This is a genomic window from Rhodovulum marinum, assembly GCF_004343075.1.
Taxonomy (GTDB): domain Bacteria; phylum Pseudomonadota; class Alphaproteobacteria; order Rhodobacterales; family Rhodobacteraceae; genus Rhodovulum; species Rhodovulum marinum.
In genome coordinates this window covers 38,252-55,142 of sequence record NZ_SLXP01000011.1, presented here as the reverse complement: position 1 = coordinate 55,142, position 16,891 = coordinate 38,252, and the positions used below count along the sequence as shown (strand labels likewise).

The window sequence follows — 16,891 nt, the reverse complement described above, 5'->3', positions numbered from 1 at the left end:
CGGGGCGGCGGATGTGAGATCGCCCCCTCATCTGCGGGTCTCTTCCAGCCAGGCCTGCACCATCAGCACGCACCACAATTGCTGGCCCCAGTTGAACCGCCCGGACAGGTGTTGCTGCCAGAGCCGGTCGATCACGGCCGGATCGAACAGGCCCTCGCGCGCAAGCCGCGCCGGATCCAGCAGGGCTGCGGTCCAGTCCTTCAGCCCGCCCCGCAGCCACAGCCCGATCGGCACCTCGAAGCCCATCTTGGGCCGCTCGATCAATTCGCGCGGGACGTGCCGGTAAAGAACCTGCCGCAGCACCCATTTCGAGACACCGTCGCGCAGCTTCATGTCCTCGGGCAAGCCCCAGGCGAACTCCACCACCCGGTGGTCGAGCAACGGCGCGCGGCTTTCCAGCGCCACCGCCATGGTCGCGCGGTCCACCTTGGTCAGGATGTCGTCGACCATGTAAGCCAGCATGTCCAGCTGCATCATCCGCTCGACATCGCCCAGGGTGCCCCGCGGCGGCAGGGTGTCGGCCAGCAGGCCAGGGGGCTGGGTGGCCCCGGGCACCGCCGCCTCGGGGAAGCGCCAGACCGAGACCATGGTGCGGTGCAGGGCTTCCAGATCGGGTTGCCTTGCGTAGTGCACCAGCCGGTGCAGCCGCTGGCCGATCGGCTCCTTGCCTTGGGGCGTCGGAAAGAGCGGTGACAGAACCCGGGTCAGCGCGCCCGCGGGCAGGCTGCGGATCGCGGTGGCGCCAGCCTGGCGCAGGGGCAGTGGCACCCGGGCCAGCGCGGCGCGCAGTCTGGCCGCCTGCCGGTAGCGGTCATAGCCGCAGAAAAGCTCGTCCCCGCCATCGCCCGACAGCGCCACGGTGACATGGGCGCGCGCCAGTTCGGCCACCAGGAAGGTCGGGATCTGCGAACTGTCGGCGAAGGGCTCATCATAGAGTCGTGGCAGTCTCGGGATCACGTCGCGCAGGTCCCGGTCGCTGACATAGAGTTCGGTATGGTGGGTGCCCAGGTGAGCTGCGACCGCCCTGGCGTACTCCGCCTCGTTGTAACGCGCCTCGTGAAAGCCGATCGAGAAGCTGTGCACGGGCCGGTCCGACAGGTGCTGCATCAGCGCCACGACGGTGGAACTGTCGACCCCGCCCGACAGGAACGCCCCCAGCGGCACGTCCGACATCATCTGCTGGCCGACCGCGTCCAGCAGCAGCGCCTCCAGCCGGTCCACCGCCTCTCGGTCGGACAGGCGCGGCGGCTTGGGCGTGGCGGCGACGGCCGCGCCGTCCCAGTAGCGGTGCCGCTGCGGATTCCGTTCTTCGGCTGAAACAGTGACGATTTCGCCGGGGCGTACCTTGCCGATCCCGCGCCAGATCGACCGGTCCTCGCCGACATGGCCGTGGCGCAAGACCTCGACGACGCTGCCGCGCGCGATCTCGCCCGCAAAGGCCGGGTGGCGGCAGAGCGCCTTGAGTTCCGAGCCGAACAGGAAGGCCGCCCGCGCCCCCTGTCCCTGCCAGCCGTAATAGAGCGGCTTTTCCCCCAACCGGTCGCGCGCCAGCGACAGCCGCCGGTCCTGCCGGTCCCACAGGGCAACGGCGAACATGCCCACGCATCGCTCCAGCGTGGCCTCCAGCCCCCAGGCGTCGATCCCGGCCAACAGCGTCTCGGTATCCGAACTGCCCCGCCAGGCGGGCGCCCTGCCGGCCGCGTCCAGTTCGGCGCGCAGATGCAGGTGATTGTAGATCTCGCCGTTGAAGATCAGCACATGCCGCCCCGAGGCCGAGATCATCGGCTGATGGCCAGCGGGGCTCAGATCGAGGATGGCAAGCCGCAGATGGCCAAGCGCGACGCCCGCCGCCGTATCGCACCACTGGCCGCGGGAATCCGGGCCGCGATGGGCGATCGCCGCCATCATCGCGGTGACGATGGGCTCTTCCGGCCCCCATGCCCCCGGCGCAGCCAGAAAGCCCGCGATCCCGCACATCAGGTCGTCCCCATGGGGTCCGGCCGGGGCCCGCTGCCGCCCTGGCCTGCGAACAGCGCCCCGATCCGGGCAGCCTCCTGGCGCACGTCGAAGTCGGCCCGCACCCGGGCCTGCCCCGCCGCCCCCATCGTCTCGCGCAGGGCTGGATCGCCCGCGATCCGCACCATGCGTTCGGCCAGGCTTTCGGCATCGCCCGCAGGCACCAGAAAACCCGAGACCCCCTCCTCGACCAGCTCGCCCACCCCGGCCAGCTGGGTGGCGATCACCGGCTTGCCCGCGGCCATCGCCTCCATCAGCACGACCGGCAACCCCTCGGAAAAGCTTGGCAGGACGAATACGTCCGAGGCGGCCAGCGTTTCGGCCACCCCCTCCTGCGAGCGATAGCCGGTGAAGGCCACCGCATCCCCCAGAGGCGCGGCGAGCGCTTCCAGATGCGCCCGATCCTCGCCATCGCCCACCAGCGTCAGATGCAGGTCGGGCCAGGTTTCGCGCGCCCGGGCGAAGGCCTCCAGCAGCACCCGAAGCCCCTTGATCGCGGTCAGCCGCCCGACGAAGACCAGCCGCGTGCCGTTGCCCCCGAGGGGCGCGGGCCGGTCATAGCGTTCGGGGGTCACCCCGCAATGGACGATCCGGATCTTGGTCCAATGGGCGGGATCGGAGAAATACATCGCCTGGGAGCGGGCGAAATGGCTGATGCAGGCGACGAAGGCCGCCCGTGCCGTCTTTTCCCGCAGTTGCCACTTGTAGGGCTCGTAGATCTCGGCCGGCCCGTGCAGGGTATAGCTGAAGGGGATACCCGACAGCGCCGAGGTCAGCATCGCCACATTGGCGGAAGGATCGGCGAAATGATTGTGCAGGTGATCGATGCCCTGCATGCGCAGGTGCCGGGCCAGCACCAGCGCTTCGGCGAGATAGAAGAGCTGCTTGAGGGTGCCCGCGGCACCGGGCGGGGCCGTCCGCCAGGCAAGCGCCAGCGTGGCCAGCAACCGCCCCGGTGTCCGCAGCGCGGCGCCAAGGGCGCGCAGCATCGTCACCGGGTTCCGGCCGCGCGGCACGACATGGAAAGTGGAGGCGACGGCCGCCGCTTCCTCGGGCCCGATCAGATGCGACGGCGCGGGCCGACGGATCGAGCAGGTCTCGACCTGAAAGCCCAGTTCGCGCAGGGCGGTCACCTCACGCAGGATGAAAGTGTGCGAGGCCGCCGGATAAAGCGAGGTGAGATAGGCAAGGCGCGGCAGGGCGGGCACGGGAAATGTCCTTGAATACAGTCGCGCGCGTTATGGCGCAGGACCCCTTTTGAGTAAAGCGATACGGCCATCAGGGTATACGGGCGCCTCCGGCCATCGTGGCAAGTCGCAAGGGTTCCGGAAACAGAGTTTTTCCGGGCGGGATGCTCGCTCCAAGACCGGGGGAACTCCGGCCCCATGACGCCATCGGCATGATCCGGACATCGGGTCAGAGACATCCATCATCGACCCGGTTCATCAGATGTCGGACTGAATACCCGAAGGTCAGGCCTTCTCGCCTTTCCAGGATTTGTGGGCGGTATTCTCACCATAGCGATAGGCATTCAGAACGACGCCCAGAACATTCGTGTGTTCGGCGACTTCGCGCTCGCAGGTGTCGAACTGGCCAAAGCGGGTCTCCTCGGCGCGGATCACGATCAGCGCGCAATCGACGTTCTTGAGGAAGGCCCGGGTGTCGTCGTTGACCAGCACCGAGGGCAGGTCGAAGATCATCAGGTCGGGCTTGTAAGCGGCCTCGATCGCATCCAGCACCTCTGCCGTTTCCTCGGCCAGAAGCAGCCTGGTCGGGTCGGCCACCGGGTGATGTCCCGTCGAGATCGCGACATTGTCGCCATAGCGCATCCCCTGCGCGGCAAAGGGCACCTTGCCGGTCAGCACATCGCCGATGGGATACGGCGGCGCGGTCTCGAAGAAGTGGTGCGCCGAGGGGTCGCGCAGGTCCAGATCGAACAGCATCGAGCGCAGGTCGCGCTGCCGCCCCATTCCCAGCGCCAGATTGCAGGCCACCGTCGTCTTGCCCGCGCCGGGCATCGGCGAAGTGATCGCCAGTCGCTTCCAGCCGTTCTGGCGCATCTGCAGCAGCGTCTTGGTGCGCAGGATGTCGAACGGCGTGGCCGCCTCTCCGGCCTCGCGGGTGACAACAAGATGGTCGACCAGCAGGCGCGGATCGACCTCGAAGGACGCGAGATCCTGCCAGAGCGCGTCGACCTCGGGGGCGATCGCCTGGGGCCGGGTCTGGAGCTGACGCCGGACGGGGACGCTCCCCTCGCCCGTGCGGGTCTTGCGGGCCTTGTCCAGGGCTGCCTGTAGCTTTTCCATTATCTCTCTCGTCCTGCTCGCGCCGCCCTAACCCAGGCCGGCCATCCCGACGACCCCCGCCACCGGAACCAGGCCGATCAGAAGCGCGAAGCTTGCCCCAAGGAAGCGCCGGCGCCGCACCAGCCGTCCGTCCTTGACGCGCATGTAGGGGATCGTTGTGATCGGAGTGATGTTGAACCGGCCGGTCAGCTCGGCCGGCGAGCGGATCGTCCGGTTCAGCAGCTCGAGCAGCAGGAAATAGCCCGCCGCAAGCGCGCCCCCACCAAGGACGCCCAGGATCGCAACCTTGGGCCGGTCGGGGCCCGTGGGCACCCGCGGAACGACGGCGTTCTCGATCACGGTGATGCGCTGGCCCTGGGCGGTGCTCTCGACGCGCTCGCTCATCCGCGCCTGGTTGAGGTTGGTCACGGCCGCATTGTAGCGGCTCTGGATGACATCGTAGTCGCGCTCGAGCGCGTTGATCTGAAGGCCGTTGGCCGCGCTTTGCGAAACCCGCCTCTGCAGTTCGTCCAGTTCCGTCTGAGTGCTCCCGATATCGGTCCTGATCGTCTCGAGCTGGGTGTCGATCTGTGCCAGCGTCGCGTCCAGCAGCGCCTGTTCGGTCGAGGTGGCCTCGGCCTCCTCGCCGGTCACACCGGCCTCGGTCTGGGCCCGGACGGTGTCTTCGAGTTGATCCACGAGGGCCTGCAGGCGAACCACCCGCGGGTTTTCCTCGGAATAGATCACCTTGGCGTTATCGAGCTCGGCCTGGGCGGCGAGCAGCCGTTCCTCTGCGGGGCTGCGGGCTCGAGCGGGGCCCACGCCGGGCGAGACCCGACCCGTGGACTCGAATATCCTGATGATCTCCGCACGCTGCGCTTCACCGGCCTTGAGATCCCGCTCCAGCCGGGCAAGCCGCTCCTGCAGGAGAGTCTGGCGGCTCAGCCGGTAGCTCTGGTCCTCGGGCAGGGCCTCGGCGTTTTCCGAGCGGAAGGTGGCGATCGCCGCGCTCTGGCGGTCGAGTTCCTGGCCCAATCGCTCGACCTCCTGTTCGAAGAAGCTGAGCGTGCTCTCGGCGCGCGAGACGCGAAACTCGGTATTCGCCTCGAGAACCAGCGTGACGTATTCGTTCACGACATTCGCCGCGACCCTACCGGAATGGGAGGTGAAGCTGATCGTCATCAGCGTGGCCTGCTCCCGCCCTGCCGAGCGCCGGATTCTGGTGGAGGCTCGCATCTTGCTGACGACTGTATCGGGTTCCATCTGGCGAATGTCCGGGAAGACATTGAACCGGTTGGCGATGTCGATCAGGTTCGCCCGGGTCAGCAGCCGCTGTTCGATGATGTCGAGCTGTTCGGTCGCCTCGGTCTGAATCGTCGATTCGACCATGCTGTCGGGGATCTGCGGCGCCTCGACGAGCAGCCGCGCGGAGGTTTCATAGGTCTCGGGCAGCCGCAGGGCCGCCACCACACCGGCGGCAGCGCCGATCAACACGAAGAGAAGCATCACAGGCAGGCGGCGCAGGAACAGAGCCCAGTAGAGTTGCAGGTCGAAATTCATTCAGCGGCCTTCCCGAAACTGTCGAGCGACTCGGTCAGAACGAGCGGGTCGCCAAGCGGCTTGAGGATCAGCCCGTCGCGCACCAGTTCGCGGATTGTGGCGATCCCAACCTTGGCATGCCCGGCGCTCGCCGCGTAGACGAGCGCAAGATCGCAGAGCTTGTTCACCACGCGCGGGATACCCCCGGATTCTTCGAAGATGAAGCGGGTCGCTTCGGCCGAGAATTCCTTGCCGGTGCCACCCACATGTTTCAGCCTGTGTGCGATATAGTCACGGGTCGTGACCACATCCATCGGTTCGAGATGGTAAACCGCCATCACCCGCTGAGCGAACTGCCTCAACTCGGGCCGGCGGATCAGATCGCGCAGCTCGGGCTGGCCGACCAGGATGATCTGCAGAAGCTCGTCCTTGCCGGAATTGATGTTCGTCAACATCCGGAGCTCTTCCAGCGTTTCCGCGCCAAGGTTCTGCGCCTCATCCACGATTAGCGCGACGTGCCGCCCGGCGGCGTATTCGTCCAGCACGAAATTCTGGAACTGCTGGAACAACGAGACATAATCGGCCCCCGGCGGTGTGGCGACGTCCAGCGCGTTCAAAACCCAACGCAGCAGATCCCCCCGCCCGCCCTGGGCGTTCGATATCAGGCCCAAGGTGACATCCTCGTCGATCTGGCGCAGAAGCGCCTGGATCAGTGTGGTCTTGCCGGTACCGACCTCGCCTGTGACCACGGTCAGCGGCGCGCGCGTCACCAGCCCGTATTCCAGTACCGAGAAAGCGCGGGCATGGGCCTGCGACCAGAACAGGAAGTCCGGGTCCGGCACGAGCGAGAACGGTCGCTCGCTGAAACCGAAATGCTCGTTGTAGAGTGAGGTGTTCATGACCTGCTCGGGTACTGTCTAATTGGTCTCCCGCCTCGCGCGTGGCACGGCCGGTCACAAGAGATGATCGGAAAGAAACTGTTGCCTCTATAGCTGGCGGTAGCCGCAAGGAATGTCATTTTCAAGGCATTCCGTAAGAATGAGATCAGAGTTTACCCTATGGCACGGTGATTCGTCGAAACGGCATCCGAAAAGGGGCAGCGGCGCCCGGCAATGTTTCCGAGCGACCCACAATCGCGCCAGGGTTGAAAGAGTGTTCCGAACACCGGCCCGCCGCTTCCTGTGCCCTGCCTCGGTTCTGCCCAAATACGGGCCACCATCAAATTTTTGACTGGAAAATCAAGGAGGGGTCAACTGGAGCTTTGATTCAATTCGACCATAATGTTACCACAATAGAGGTGGGCCAGCGATTGTCTGGCTCCGGGGGAATCTTGGCGGTGCAACGCCGCTGGTGACAGGGTGCCATTTTCTTGAAGGATCGGCTTCAGCCGACTGCTGCTTATGACATTGTATTTGACCGACTTGAACGCGGACATGCAGGCGAAGCCGGTAATCGGTCCCTCGCCGCTCTACCGCCCGGCTCCCACGGGGGTCTATCGTGCCATCTTCAAACGCATGCTCGACCTAGCGCTGGTCGTCCTGACCGCGCCATTCACCGTGCCGCTGATCCTGGTGCTGGCCCTGCTGGTGGCGACTGACGGGCATCGCCCGTTCTACACGCAGCAACGCGTCGGCCGGAACGGCAAGCCGTTCCAGCTATGGAAGCTGCGCACCATGGTGCCGGATGCCGATCGCATCCTCGAGGCCTATCTCGCCCGCAATCCGGCCGCGCGCCTGGAATGGGACGCGACCCAGAAGCTCAAGCACGACCCGCGCATCACCCGGGTGGGCCGATTCCTGCGCAAGACCTCGCTCGACGAACTGCCGCAGTTGATCAACGTGCTGAATGGCACCATGTCGCTGGTCGGGCCCCGGCCGATGATGGTCGAGCAGAAGGTCTTTTACCCAGGCACCGCCTATTATAACCTGCGCCCCGGTATTACCGGGCTGTGGCAGATCTCGGACCGCAACGAATGTGATTTCGTAGGCCGGGCGCCCTATGACGAGCATTATTTCCGTATCCTGTCCTTCCGGACCGATCTCGGCGTGCTCTTCCGTACGGTCGCTGTGGTGCTGCGCGGAACCGGCTACTGACCGGCATTTTAACGATCCGCACGATCCGCGCCTTGCCAAGCCCCATGCATGCGGCCGAAAGTACGGCAGGCCAGCCTGGGCCTGCCTCTGCTTGGTATTTGGATCGACTGACCTGAAGGATATTGTGCCGTGCGCGTTTTCAGCCGTCTCCTCCCCGCCGCTCTTCTAAGCACTACGCTCATGCTCTCGGCTTGCCAGTCCGAAGAGGAGAAGGCCGAGGGGCATTACCAGACCGCGCTCGACCTGATCGCGGAACAGGATTACGATCGCGCCATCGTCGAGCTTCGCAACGTCTTCCAGAACGACGCCGGCCATCTCGAGGCGCGCCGCACGCTGGCCGAGGTGCTGCTGCAGCAGCGGGGAGACCGGCAGGGAGCCTACAGCCAGTATCTGCGGATCGCCGAGCAGTACCCCGACGATCTCGAGGCGCGCATCGCCCTGACCGAACTCGCCTTCGCCTCCAATCTCTGGGAGGAGGTGGAGCGCCACGGCCAAAGGGCCGAGGAACTGGCCCCCGAGGAACCGCGTGTCAAGGCCATCGCCACGATACGCACCTACCGGGCGGCGGCGCTTGCCGAGGACGAACCGGCGCGCCGCGAGGCCGCACGCCAGGCCGATGACCAGCTTGCCGAACAACCTGAGAGCTTTCCGCTTCGCATGATCGTGATCGACAACGCTCTGCGCGAGGGCGATCTTTCACGAGCGCTGGCCGAGATCGACAAGGTGATCGCGCTAGCCCCCGATGATCCCCGCTACTACAGGGAGCGGCTGAGAGTTCTTGCACAGATCGGCGACATGGAGGCCATCGAGGCGCAGTTACGCGAGATGGTCGAGCGTTTCCCCGAGGACACCAACAACAAGGCGACGCTGGTCCGCTTCTACCTTTCTCGACAGGATTTCGACGCGGCCGAGGGTTTCCTGCGTGACCTCGCTGAGGCGGCCCCCGCCGACGAACCCGGCCCCACGATCGATTTGATCCGCTTCCTGGCGGAAGTCCGCGGCGTGGAAGCCGCCCGGGTGGAAATCGACAAGGCCATCGCCGAACGGCCCGATCCCGTACCGTTCCTGGTGCTGCGCGCGGGTCTCGACTTCGCCGCCGGCCAGCGTGACGAGGCGATCGCGACAATGCAGGGCGCGCTCGAGGGTGCCGAACCCTCGGAACAGACCCACAACATCAAGATCACCCTCGCGCGCATGCTGCTGACCACGGGCAACGAGGTCGGCGCGCGCACCTTGGTCGAAGAGGTCCTCACCGAGGAGGTGAACCATCCCGAGGCGCTCAAGATGCAGGCGGCCTGGCAGATCGAGGCCGACGACACCGACGCCGCGATCGCCGCGCTGCGCACCGCGCTCGATTCCGCCCCCGAGGATGCCCAGGCGATGACGCTGATGGCCGAGGCCTATTCGCGCTCGGGCCGGCCCGAACTGGCCCGCGATTTCCTCGCGCTTGCAGTCGAGGCCTCGGGCAACGCACCGGCCGAGACCATCCGATACGCCCGGCTCCTGATCGGCGAGGAACGCTACCTGCCCGCCGAGGACATCCTGATCAATGCGTTGCGGCTTGCGCCCGACAACCGCGACCTTCTCGTCATGCTGGGCCAGCTCTACCTCCGGATGGAGGATTTCGGCCGCGCCCAGAACGTGGCCGACACGCTCCGCCGCCAGGGCGACGAGGCTGCGGTCCAGGCCGCCAACGCCATTGAGGCGGAACGGCTCAACCGCCAGAGCGGCGCCGAGGAGGCGATGGCCTATCTCGAACAGCTGGCCAACGCGGCGGATGCGACGCTTGCCAACAGGATCGCACTGATCCGCGCCCGCATCGGCACCGGCGACACCGAAGCCGCACTCGAACAGGCCCAGGCGCTCAAGGCCGAGAACCCCGACAACGAGGCGCTCGACATCGTGCTGGCCACGGCCCAGGCGGTGAACGGCAACCTCTCCGAGGCTGAGGCGATCTATCGGGGACTTCTCGACCGGAACCCGGCCCGCCCGGGTGTCTGGCTCGAACTTTCCCGGCTACAGCAACGTCAGGGTGACCGGGAGGGCGCGAAGACCACAATTGCCGAAGCCCTCTCGAGCGCGCCCGAAAACCCGCAGCTTCTCTGGGCCCAGGCCTCCTTCCTGGAACAGGATGGCGATATCGACGGAGCCCTCGCGATCTACGAAAATCTCTATGAGAGGAGTTCTGGCTCGGCGGTCGTGGCCAACAACCTTGCAAGTCTCCTGGCCACCTATCGCGAGGATGATGAAAGCCTCGAACGCGCCTGGACCATCGCCCGCCGCTTCAACGACACCGAAATCCCCGCGATGCAGGACACCTATGGCTGGATCGCCCATCGCCGCGGCGAGAGCGCGGAGGCGCTGCCCTATCTCGAGGCTGCCGCCCAGGGTCTGCCGAACGACCCGTTGGTGCAGTATCATCTGGGGCAGGTCTATTTCGCGCTGGGACGCCGAGACGATGCGCTGGCACAGTTCCGGAAGGCGGTCGAGATCGCTGGCCCGGGCGACCAGCGCGCTCAGATCGAGGCGGCCCGGGCCCAGATACAGGAGTTGAGCGCGGTCGCGCCGGAGAACTGAGCAGGGCATCAGCCTATCCTATACGTGACACGACCACTACACATTGGGTCCGATATTCGCCCAGGCATATTGGACCCTTTCCTTGCCCGGCCTGACCGGAGAATATGACGCCATATCTGGCAGGAAGGCAGACAAGACCATGCTGTACCTCAAACGTATCGTGACCGGGCTGGTTCTGGCGCTGATGACAACGGTCGCGGCCGCGCAGCAGGAATATCAGGTGCGTCCCGGCGACACGCTGACCATCGAGGTGCTCGAGGATTCCACTCTGAACCGTTCAGTCGTGGTGCTGCCCGACGGGCGCTTCAGCTTTCCCTTCGCCGGCACGGTGCAGGCCGCGGGGCAGACCACCGGCGAGATCGCAGGTGCCATCACCCAGGCGATCGCGCCGAATTTCGCGGTTTCGCCCAATGTCTTCGTTTCGGCCCAGCCGGGCTCGGCGGCGGCCTATGCCAGCCCAGGCACCGGCGGCGCGCCGGGCATAGGTATCTATTTCCTCGGCCAGGTGAATACGCCCGGCCTCATCCAGGTCGAACGCGGGACCACCTTTCTGCAGGCCCTGGCCCAGTCGGGCGGGGTAACGCGGTTCGCCGCAACCAAGCGCGTGCAGCTGCGCCGGACCGATCCGCGCTCGGGCACGCAGAAGGTCTACCAGATCAATTACAAGGCGTTGACCGAGGGCGCCGCGCTGAAACAGGATATCCGGCTGCAGGACGGAGACGTGATCCTGGTGCCGGAGCGGCGCCTGTTCGAGTGATACGATGGCCGGGTGCAGGACATCCAGACTGGCAGGAGGGCTCGCCGCGGCGGGCCTTCTCTGTGCGTGGCCGCTTGCCGGCCTGGGTCAGGACCAGGGTCCCGGCAGACCCGCCCTTAAATTCACGCTCTCCGAACGGCTCGGCTTGAGCGATGGAGACGACCTCGACGTGGAAGAAGAGGGGCTGACAGCGACCACCAACCTCTCGATCTCGCTGAATGCCGCGACCTCCGTTTCGGCAATCAGCTTCGACGCAAGCGCAGGGTTGCGCAAGAACCTCTCGAACGGGTCCTCCGATGTGCAGCAACCGCGCCTGCGGCTGACCTATGGGCGGGAAAACCTCTCGAGCGCCGTCGATCTCGATCTGGAATACCGTGAGCGCGATGTCGATACGCTGGAGCCGGACGACGATCTGGAAGACATCGTGCGGTTTTCTACCGGCACCCGCGAGGACATGTCCGCCAATCTGGGCTTCGTGTTCGGACGCGACGCACCCTTCGGTGGCGGTCTCGATCTAGGATATCGCACGACCCGCTATGCCGATACCAGTGATCCCGACCTGGTGGACGGCGAGACGGTCTCGGCGACGGGTACGCTCACCTTCGTGATCGATCCCCGGATCACCGCCCTGCTCCGCGGTACGTATTCCGACACCGACGAGGATGCGGCGGGGCGGGATGTGCTTTACGAGAACATCTCGGCCGGTGCGCGCCTTGCGGTGACACCGACCCTGAGCACCGATATCTTCGTAGGTTACACGCGTACCACGGAAACCGAAGGTGGCATCGAAGACCAGCAGGAGGGTGCAAGTTTCGAGCTGTCATTCACCGAGGAGCGGCTCAACGGCGCCTGGACCGGAAGCTTCGTCTCTGACCTCAACGATGATGGTGAGCGCCGCTCTACCGTCCGGATTAACCGCAGCCTCGACCTGCCCCGGGGTGCACTCGACGCGGGCTTCGGGCTCAGCCAGGGCGAGGATGGCGATCTGCGGCCGCTCTACAGCCTTGCTTATCTCCACGAACGCCCCACCAGCAGGCTGAACTTGTCGCTCGATCAGGCGTTCACCACAGACGACAACGGCGACGAAGCACTGAACAGCCGCCTGAGCGTCTCCTACAACCGGGACCTGACCGAACTCTCCAGCCTGCAGGCCGCGGTGTTCCTGCGCTCGACCGACTATCTGGGCGGGTCCGAGGATGCGGACCGCCAGATCGACCTCAACCTCAGCTACCGCCACAGCCTGGCCGAGGATTGGGGCCTCGTGGCCGGCTATACGCACAGGATCGACAGCGAGAACGACACCACCGAGCGCTCCAACGAGATCTTCCTGTCCATCGAGAAAAGCTTCTGGAGGCGATTCTGAGGGGAAGCCATCTGCTTCTATACGGGCTGATCCTCGTCTGCTGCGCGATCGAGTTGGCGCTTTCCCTCGCCGATGCGGGGCTGATCGGGCCGATCCGCCTGCGCCAGCTTGCTTATGATTACGGCGGCTTCTGGCCGGGGCTGCTGACGGGCTGGAAACCGAACTACCCCGCACAGCCCTACGCGATGTTTCTCAGCTACAGCTTCCTGCATGGCGGACCCGCGCATCTCCTGGTCAACATGATCACGCTCTGGTCGCTGGGTCAGGCGGTTCTGGGCCGGGTGGGGGCACCCGGCTTCGCCCTGCTCTATACCGGCTCAATCTTGGGCGGTGCGGCGGGGTTCGCCCTGCTCGCCCCGGATCTCCGCCCCATGGTCGGCGCCTCGGGGGCGCTGTTCGGGCTGGTGGGGGGCATCCTGGCCTGGGCCTATGTCGACCGCTTCACCCATCGCGAAGGGCTGTGGCCGGTGGTTCGCGCCGTGCTGTTGCTGGTGGGATTGAACGTGGTGCTCTGGTGGGCGATGCACGGGCAACTCGCCTGGGAAACCCATCTGGGCGGATTTGTGGCGGGTTGGATCCTGGCGCTGCTGATCGACCCCAGAGCCGTTGATCCGGATCCTGCCGACTGATCTTTGTAACCGCCCGGTTGGGCTTGCAGTTACCCACAAGTCGTGTGGTGAATTGGACCCGCCAAGATCCTGGATGGCCTCACGCCATACGACATCTGCACATTCTGGACCTCAGAGCCGGATCGATTCATCCTCGACCCGATCTACCAAATGCCGGGACTGAACACCTGAGCAAAGCAGGAATGTCACTCTCCCCGCTGGGCCGAACAGACAGCGGGAGCAGACATGGGGATGGTGGTGATGAGCAAGCGCAAGCTGAAGCGGATCGATGTTCTGCCTCAACTCATCAATGGCCTCTGACCGCGGCGGCATGGCGACACTTCCGGCTTGATACAGCTTATTGGGCGGTATAAATTCAAGGTATGTTGCATCAGGAGTAACCTGTCATGGCGACCGCTTCAAAACGCAAGACATCGCTCACCCTTGACGCGGTCGCGCTGGACGCCGCGCGGGAGCTCGGCGTCAACATCTCGGCGGTGGCCGATGCTGCCCTCCGGCACGCGGTCGAAGAAGCTCGCCGGCGCGAGTGGCTTCAGGAGAACGCCGAGGCATTTGCAGCCCAAGCGGAATGGCACGACCGCAACAGCCACCCGCTGGCCGACATCCTGACATCGCCGGGAAGGGCATCGTGGAGCAGCTGAAGCGCTTCGACATCGCAGAATATGGCGGTGTCGCCATGGTAGTCGTTGAAAGCGACCTTCTGCCGCCTGACCCCTCCGTGGTCGTCATTCCGCTTTTGCCCGACTACCCTGCCATCCGATACCTGAATCCCGTGATCCGCCACGGGGGCCGCCGCCTTGTTTTGGCGACGCGCCTGATCGCGGCCGTACGCCGGTCCAGCTTGCGGCATGTGGGTAGCGCCAGTGACCAAGGGGATGAAATCACCCGGGCTGTCGATGTCCTGATGGGCGGCGTGTGATCCCGTGCAAACCGCCGGATTCCTGTCCATGGCGCCATGGCCGGTTCTGAGTGGCAAGCCCCCGCTCAGGGTGCGACGACGATCAGCAGGCGATAGGCAACATCGTAAGCGACGGGGATGTGGCCAGACCCCTTGCCGAAGCCGATCCGGACATAGGCGTCCGGCACCTCCGTGCGCGCAGCAAAAAGCGCAAGCGCCTAGGGAATGAAATCGATCCGGACCAGCTCGCCCAGGGCATCAAAAGGCCGGGCCTGCTGGTTGAAGAAATGCCCTTAATCGCATGTAAGCCGGAGATCGATTTCCAGCACCTCGAACGCCTTCACCGTGCCGCCCAGATAGTCGAAGCGGGCTTCCTCGATCTGATCCGCCGTGGCAAGAGAGAAATTGATAACCTCTTGGTCGAGCGGGAATGCCACCTTACCCTGCAGCCGCCCCTCGAAGACGTTGGTGCCGCCCTAAAGGGTATAAACTTCTCCGCCCGTCCGCGCGGTGCGCGTGCCGAAATCGGTGGCCTCGGAAATGTCGAGCGCAGCGGTGGGAAACCCGATCAGACCGAAGATCACGGCGCAGCCAAGCGACCGGGCGGACGCTTCAATCAAGGGCACAATCATCACCCGGCCTTTTCCGAGTGGGCTGCACGGTGGACATGGTGCTGTGTCCGCCGGGCCTTGGCAAGGATTGCGGACCCGATGAGGACCCATCGGCCGGCCGATTGCGGGCTTGCTGGGGAATGTTCAGATGATGTGCAGATTTCCACCGATCGCGGCGGCGGCGAAAACGATCGCGTTCGCCACCGCATGGGAAAGAATCGCGTCGGCAATCCTCTGTCTCCGCCGGGCGACCGCCGAAAATACCAACCCGGCCACGAAGGCTTCGGCCCAGCGATCATGGAGCGCGGCGAAGAGCGTCGCGGTGATCAGCGCGGCGAAGATCGCCCAGACCGTCCCGCGGTCAAGCCGCAGCCGGCTTTCCAGGTAGTCGCGGAAGAACAGTTCCTCAACGAGAGGGACGAGAACGATGGTGCCGACGCCGCGGGCGACGAACCACAGCGCCAGCACTCCGCCCGCGAGCGTGCCGTAGGGCGCGCCCCCCTCCGCCTCGGGCACCGGGATCAGGATCCACATCGCGCCGATGGCCGCCCCAGCGGCGATCGCGATCGGGTCGAGCGCCCAACTCAGCCGTGCATAGATCGGCAGGAAGACCAGCACCACCGCGCCAAGCACGAGCACCCGCGCGGGGTAGAGCATTCCCGGCATCTGCGAGAGCGTCGAAACCGCCAACGCGGACAGCATGAACACCGCGAAGGGCAGTATCCGGGCGACCACCGGGTCGCGCCAGAACGGCAGGGGGGCAAGGTCGTTCTCGGCCAGAACAGGGTCTATCGCGCCCGCGTCCGGGGCGGTCTTCAGGACCGGCACGGTCTGGGCGAGCGCGATGATCCCCAGCGCGACCAGCGTGAACATCAGCCAACCTGCATGGCTGTGGAAGCCGCCTACGGCCAGTGCGGGATTGCCCTCGAGCCCAATCATCAGAAGCAGCGTGATCCGGATCACGTTGAACAGCGCCGAAGCTGCGATCCCGATCGGATAGAGCAGCAGCGCCCGCGGAAAGCGCATCTCGCGGCGGAACAGCACCAGATACAGCGTGACAAAGACCGTCACCAGCGCGATCCCCTCGATCCCCGAGCAAACAGGCGCGACCGAGATCGAGAACTCCTCGGTGCCGATGACCTTGGCCGCGGGATCGCTGAAGACCTCATAGCCTATGGCTCCGATCGCCCAGGCGACGATGGTGAATGTGGTGTCGGCGATCGTCTCGATCCGCCAGAGCGGCCGGATCAGGATTGACAGCGAAGGCGCCAGTGCCCCCGCGACCAGCACCGGCACAAGCGTCGTCAGGTTGCCGGCCAGAAAGACACGCCAGCGGGGCAGGGGGGCAAGATAGAGAAGTAGCCCCGCCAACAAGAACACCATGCCGGCGAACCAGAACCCGAAACTGGGGATCAGCGCCGCGGTGCCGCTGCCCTCCCGCAGGAATGCCACCGGAACCAAGGCCAGAACCACGCCGGCCGCATTCAGGGCCAGCGGCCAGAGCCGTTCCCCGGCCTGACGGACTAGATCGCGCAACGGCTGGGGCCGCAGCATGCCGAACAGCGCCAGCGCGCCCAGCAGACAGTACAGCGCCACCAGCGCGCCACTGGCCCCCGAACAGGCCCGGGCCGGCCAGTTGGCGAGGCATTCGAAGGCGATCGCATGCTTGAAGATCACCCCGATGGCGCCCAGCTCGGCCACAAGTAGCGCGGCGGTCACCAGAAGGGCCATGCGCGAAGGCCGGAGAGAAAGATCGGTAATGAAGCTCATGGCGTCACGATGGGCGGCGAGGCGCTGAGAAGGGAATGCGTTTCAGAGCGGGAAGTGAACAGGCCCGCCCCGGTCGGGGACGGGCCTGTCCGATGGTATATGCCGGGTCTCAGGCCGCGCGGCGGCGGCGCTCCCAGACCAGCAGCAAGATGGCGGCCACGGCGGCCAGCGCCGCGGTGCCTTCCAGCGCACTGATTTCTGGCACGGAAACCGGAGCGAACGCGTTGGCCGATGCCGAGGTGGCCGCAAGCGCGGCAACAAGGGCCGTCAGAATAGTCTTCATGTTTTACTCCTTCGCGAAAGGATATGGGGTACACCATCGCACCCCAACGAAACGGTGGGGATTGCCCACC

16 protein-coding genes and 1 pseudogene are annotated in these 16,891 nt (G+C 65.5%); 8 read left to right on the top strand and 9 right to left on the bottom strand.

All coding sequences use genetic code 11. The features are described from left to right. Nucleotides 1-27 precede the first annotated feature (27 nt). From asnB to EV662_RS15195, 5 genes are all read right to left on the bottom strand, one after another. On the bottom strand, nt 28-1,977 hold the full coding sequence (gene asnB / locus EV662_RS15215; RefSeq protein WP_132464414.1) for an asparagine synthase (glutamine-hydrolyzing): 1,950 nt from the start codon (nt 1,975-1,977) through the stop codon (nt 28-30). Then, nucleotides 1,977-3,224, bottom strand: coding sequence for a glycosyltransferase family 4 protein (locus EV662_RS15210; protein WP_132464411.1), 1,248 nt, complete (start codon nt 3,222-3,224; stop codon nt 1,977-1,979). Before EV662_RS15210 ends, asnB begins: the two co-directional genes overlap by 1 nt. Nucleotides 3,225-3,488: 264 nt before the next feature. Beyond that, nucleotides 3,489-4,322, bottom strand: coding sequence for a CpsD/CapB family tyrosine-protein kinase (locus EV662_RS15205; protein WP_132464408.1), 834 nt, complete (start codon nt 4,320-4,322; stop codon nt 3,489-3,491). 27 nt (nt 4,323-4,349) lie between these two features. Beyond that, complete coding sequence (locus EV662_RS15200; RefSeq protein WP_132464406.1) at nt 4,350-5,861, bottom strand: GumC family protein; 1,512 nt, start codon at nt 5,859-5,861, stop codon at nt 4,350-4,352. Next, complete coding sequence (locus EV662_RS15195) at nt 5,858-6,739, bottom strand: ExeA family protein (RefSeq protein WP_132464403.1); 882 nt, start codon at nt 6,737-6,739, stop codon at nt 5,858-5,860. Before EV662_RS15195 ends, EV662_RS15200 begins: the two co-directional genes overlap by 4 nt. A gap of 501 nt (nt 6,740-7,240) precedes the next feature. Between EV662_RS15195 and EV662_RS15190 the strand changes: the two genes are divergently transcribed. The 8 genes and pseudogenes from EV662_RS15190 to EV662_RS15155 all read left to right on the top strand — a co-directional run bounded on the left by EV662_RS15190 (nt 7,241) and on the right by EV662_RS15155 (nt 14,178). Next, complete coding sequence (locus tag EV662_RS15190; RefSeq protein ID WP_132464400.1) at nt 7,241-7,933, top strand: sugar transferase; 693 nt, start codon at nt 7,241-7,243, stop codon at nt 7,931-7,933. A 180-nt stretch (nt 7,934-8,113) separates the two neighbouring features. Beyond that, nucleotides 8,114-10,510 (top strand): tetratricopeptide repeat protein, encoded by a 2,397-nt coding sequence (locus EV662_RS15185; protein ID WP_132464397.1) that lies wholly within the window; start codon nt 8,114-8,116, stop codon nt 10,508-10,510. 139 nt (nt 10,511-10,649) lie between these two features. Continuing rightward, entirely contained in the window at nt 10,650-11,267 is a 618-nt protein-coding gene (locus EV662_RS15180; protein ID WP_132464394.1) for a polysaccharide biosynthesis/export family protein, read from the top strand. Between the two features lie 145 nt (nt 11,268-11,412). Next, nucleotides 11,413-12,630: an LPS-assembly protein LptD gene (locus tag EV662_RS15175; RefSeq protein ID WP_132464391.1), complete on the top strand. Its 1,218-nt coding sequence runs from the start codon at nt 11,413-11,415 to the stop codon at nt 12,628-12,630. Nucleotides 12,631-12,683: 53 nt separating this feature from the next. Then, nucleotides 12,684-13,259 carry a rhomboid family intramembrane serine protease gene (locus EV662_RS15170; RefSeq protein WP_243695870.1) on the top strand — a complete coding sequence of 192 codons (576 nt, stop codon included), beginning with the start codon at nt 12,684-12,686 and terminating at the stop codon, nt 13,257-13,259. Between the two features lie 63 nt (nt 13,260-13,322). After that, nucleotides 13,323-13,430, top strand: a pseudogene (locus EV662_RS15165) (IS481 family transposase); the annotation flags it as partial. A gap of 215 nt (nt 13,431-13,645) precedes the next feature. Next, complete coding sequence (locus EV662_RS15160) at nt 13,646-13,900, top strand: type II toxin-antitoxin system CcdA family antitoxin (protein ID WP_132464388.1); 255 nt, start codon at nt 13,646-13,648, stop codon at nt 13,898-13,900. After that, a complete protein-coding gene (locus EV662_RS15155; RefSeq protein WP_207903626.1) occupies nt 13,888-14,178 on the top strand; it encodes a CcdB family protein in 291 nt (96 codons plus the stop codon). Before EV662_RS15160 ends, EV662_RS15155 begins: the two co-directional genes overlap by 13 nt. Nucleotides 14,179-14,450: 272 nt before the next feature. Here EV662_RS15155 and EV662_RS19605 read toward each other — a convergent pair whose 3' ends face one another. The 4 genes from EV662_RS19605 to EV662_RS15145 form a co-directional block, all read right to left on the bottom strand. Then, nucleotides 14,451-14,594 carry a hypothetical protein gene (locus EV662_RS19605; protein WP_165915617.1) on the bottom strand — a complete coding sequence of 48 codons (144 nt, stop codon included), beginning with the start codon at nt 14,592-14,594 and terminating at the stop codon, nt 14,451-14,453. Nucleotides 14,595-14,633: 39 nt separating this feature from the next. Continuing rightward, nucleotides 14,634-14,777 carry a hypothetical protein gene (locus tag EV662_RS19600; RefSeq protein WP_165915616.1) on the bottom strand — a complete coding sequence of 48 codons (144 nt, stop codon included), beginning with the start codon at nt 14,775-14,777 and terminating at the stop codon, nt 14,634-14,636. Nucleotides 14,778-14,912: 135 nt separating this feature from the next. Further along, entirely contained in the window at nt 14,913-16,538 is a 1,626-nt protein-coding gene (gene xrtE / locus EV662_RS15150) for an exosortase E/protease, VPEID-CTERM system (protein ID WP_132464385.1), read from the bottom strand. A gap of 109 nt (nt 16,539-16,647) precedes the next feature. Further along, nucleotides 16,648-16,821, bottom strand: coding sequence for a VPEID-CTERM sorting domain-containing protein (locus EV662_RS15145; protein WP_132464382.1), 174 nt, complete (start codon nt 16,819-16,821; stop codon nt 16,648-16,650). Nucleotides 16,822-16,891: the final 70 nt, after the last annotated feature.

Excerpts from the sequence above, each read along its gene's own strand:
- asnB (WP_132464414.1), bottom strand. The coding sequence starts at position 1,977 with ATGTGCGGGATCGCGGGCTTTCTGGCTGCGCCGGGGGCATGGGGGCCG.
- EV662_RS15205 (WP_132464408.1), bottom strand. The coding sequence starts at position 4,322 with ATGGAAAAGCTACAGGCAGCCCTGGACAAGGCCCGCAAGACCCGCACG.
- EV662_RS15200 (WP_132464406.1), bottom strand. The coding sequence starts at position 5,861 with ATGAATTTCGACCTGCAACTCTACTGGGCTCTGTTCCTGCGCCGCCTG.
- EV662_RS15195 (WP_132464403.1), bottom strand. The coding sequence starts at position 6,739 with ATGAACACCTCACTCTACAACGAGCATTTCGGTTTCAGCGAGCGACCG.
- EV662_RS15190 (WP_132464400.1), top strand. The coding sequence starts at position 7,241 with ATGACATTGTATTTGACCGACTTGAACGCGGACATGCAGGCGAAGCCG.
- EV662_RS15185 (WP_132464397.1), top strand. The coding sequence starts at position 8,114 with ATGCTCTCGGCTTGCCAGTCCGAAGAGGAGAAGGCCGAGGGGCATTAC.
- EV662_RS15180 (WP_132464394.1), top strand. The coding sequence starts at position 10,650 with ATGCTGTACCTCAAACGTATCGTGACCGGGCTGGTTCTGGCGCTGATG.
- EV662_RS15160 (WP_132464388.1), top strand. The coding sequence starts at position 13,646 with ATGGCGACCGCTTCAAAACGCAAGACATCGCTCACCCTTGACGCGGTC.
- xrtE (WP_132464385.1), bottom strand. The coding sequence starts at position 16,538 with ATGAGCTTCATTACCGATCTTTCTCTCCGGCCTTCGCGCATGGCCCTT.
- EV662_RS15145 (WP_132464382.1), bottom strand. The coding sequence starts at position 16,821 with ATGAAGACTATTCTGACGGCCCTTGTTGCCGCGCTTGCGGCCACCTCG.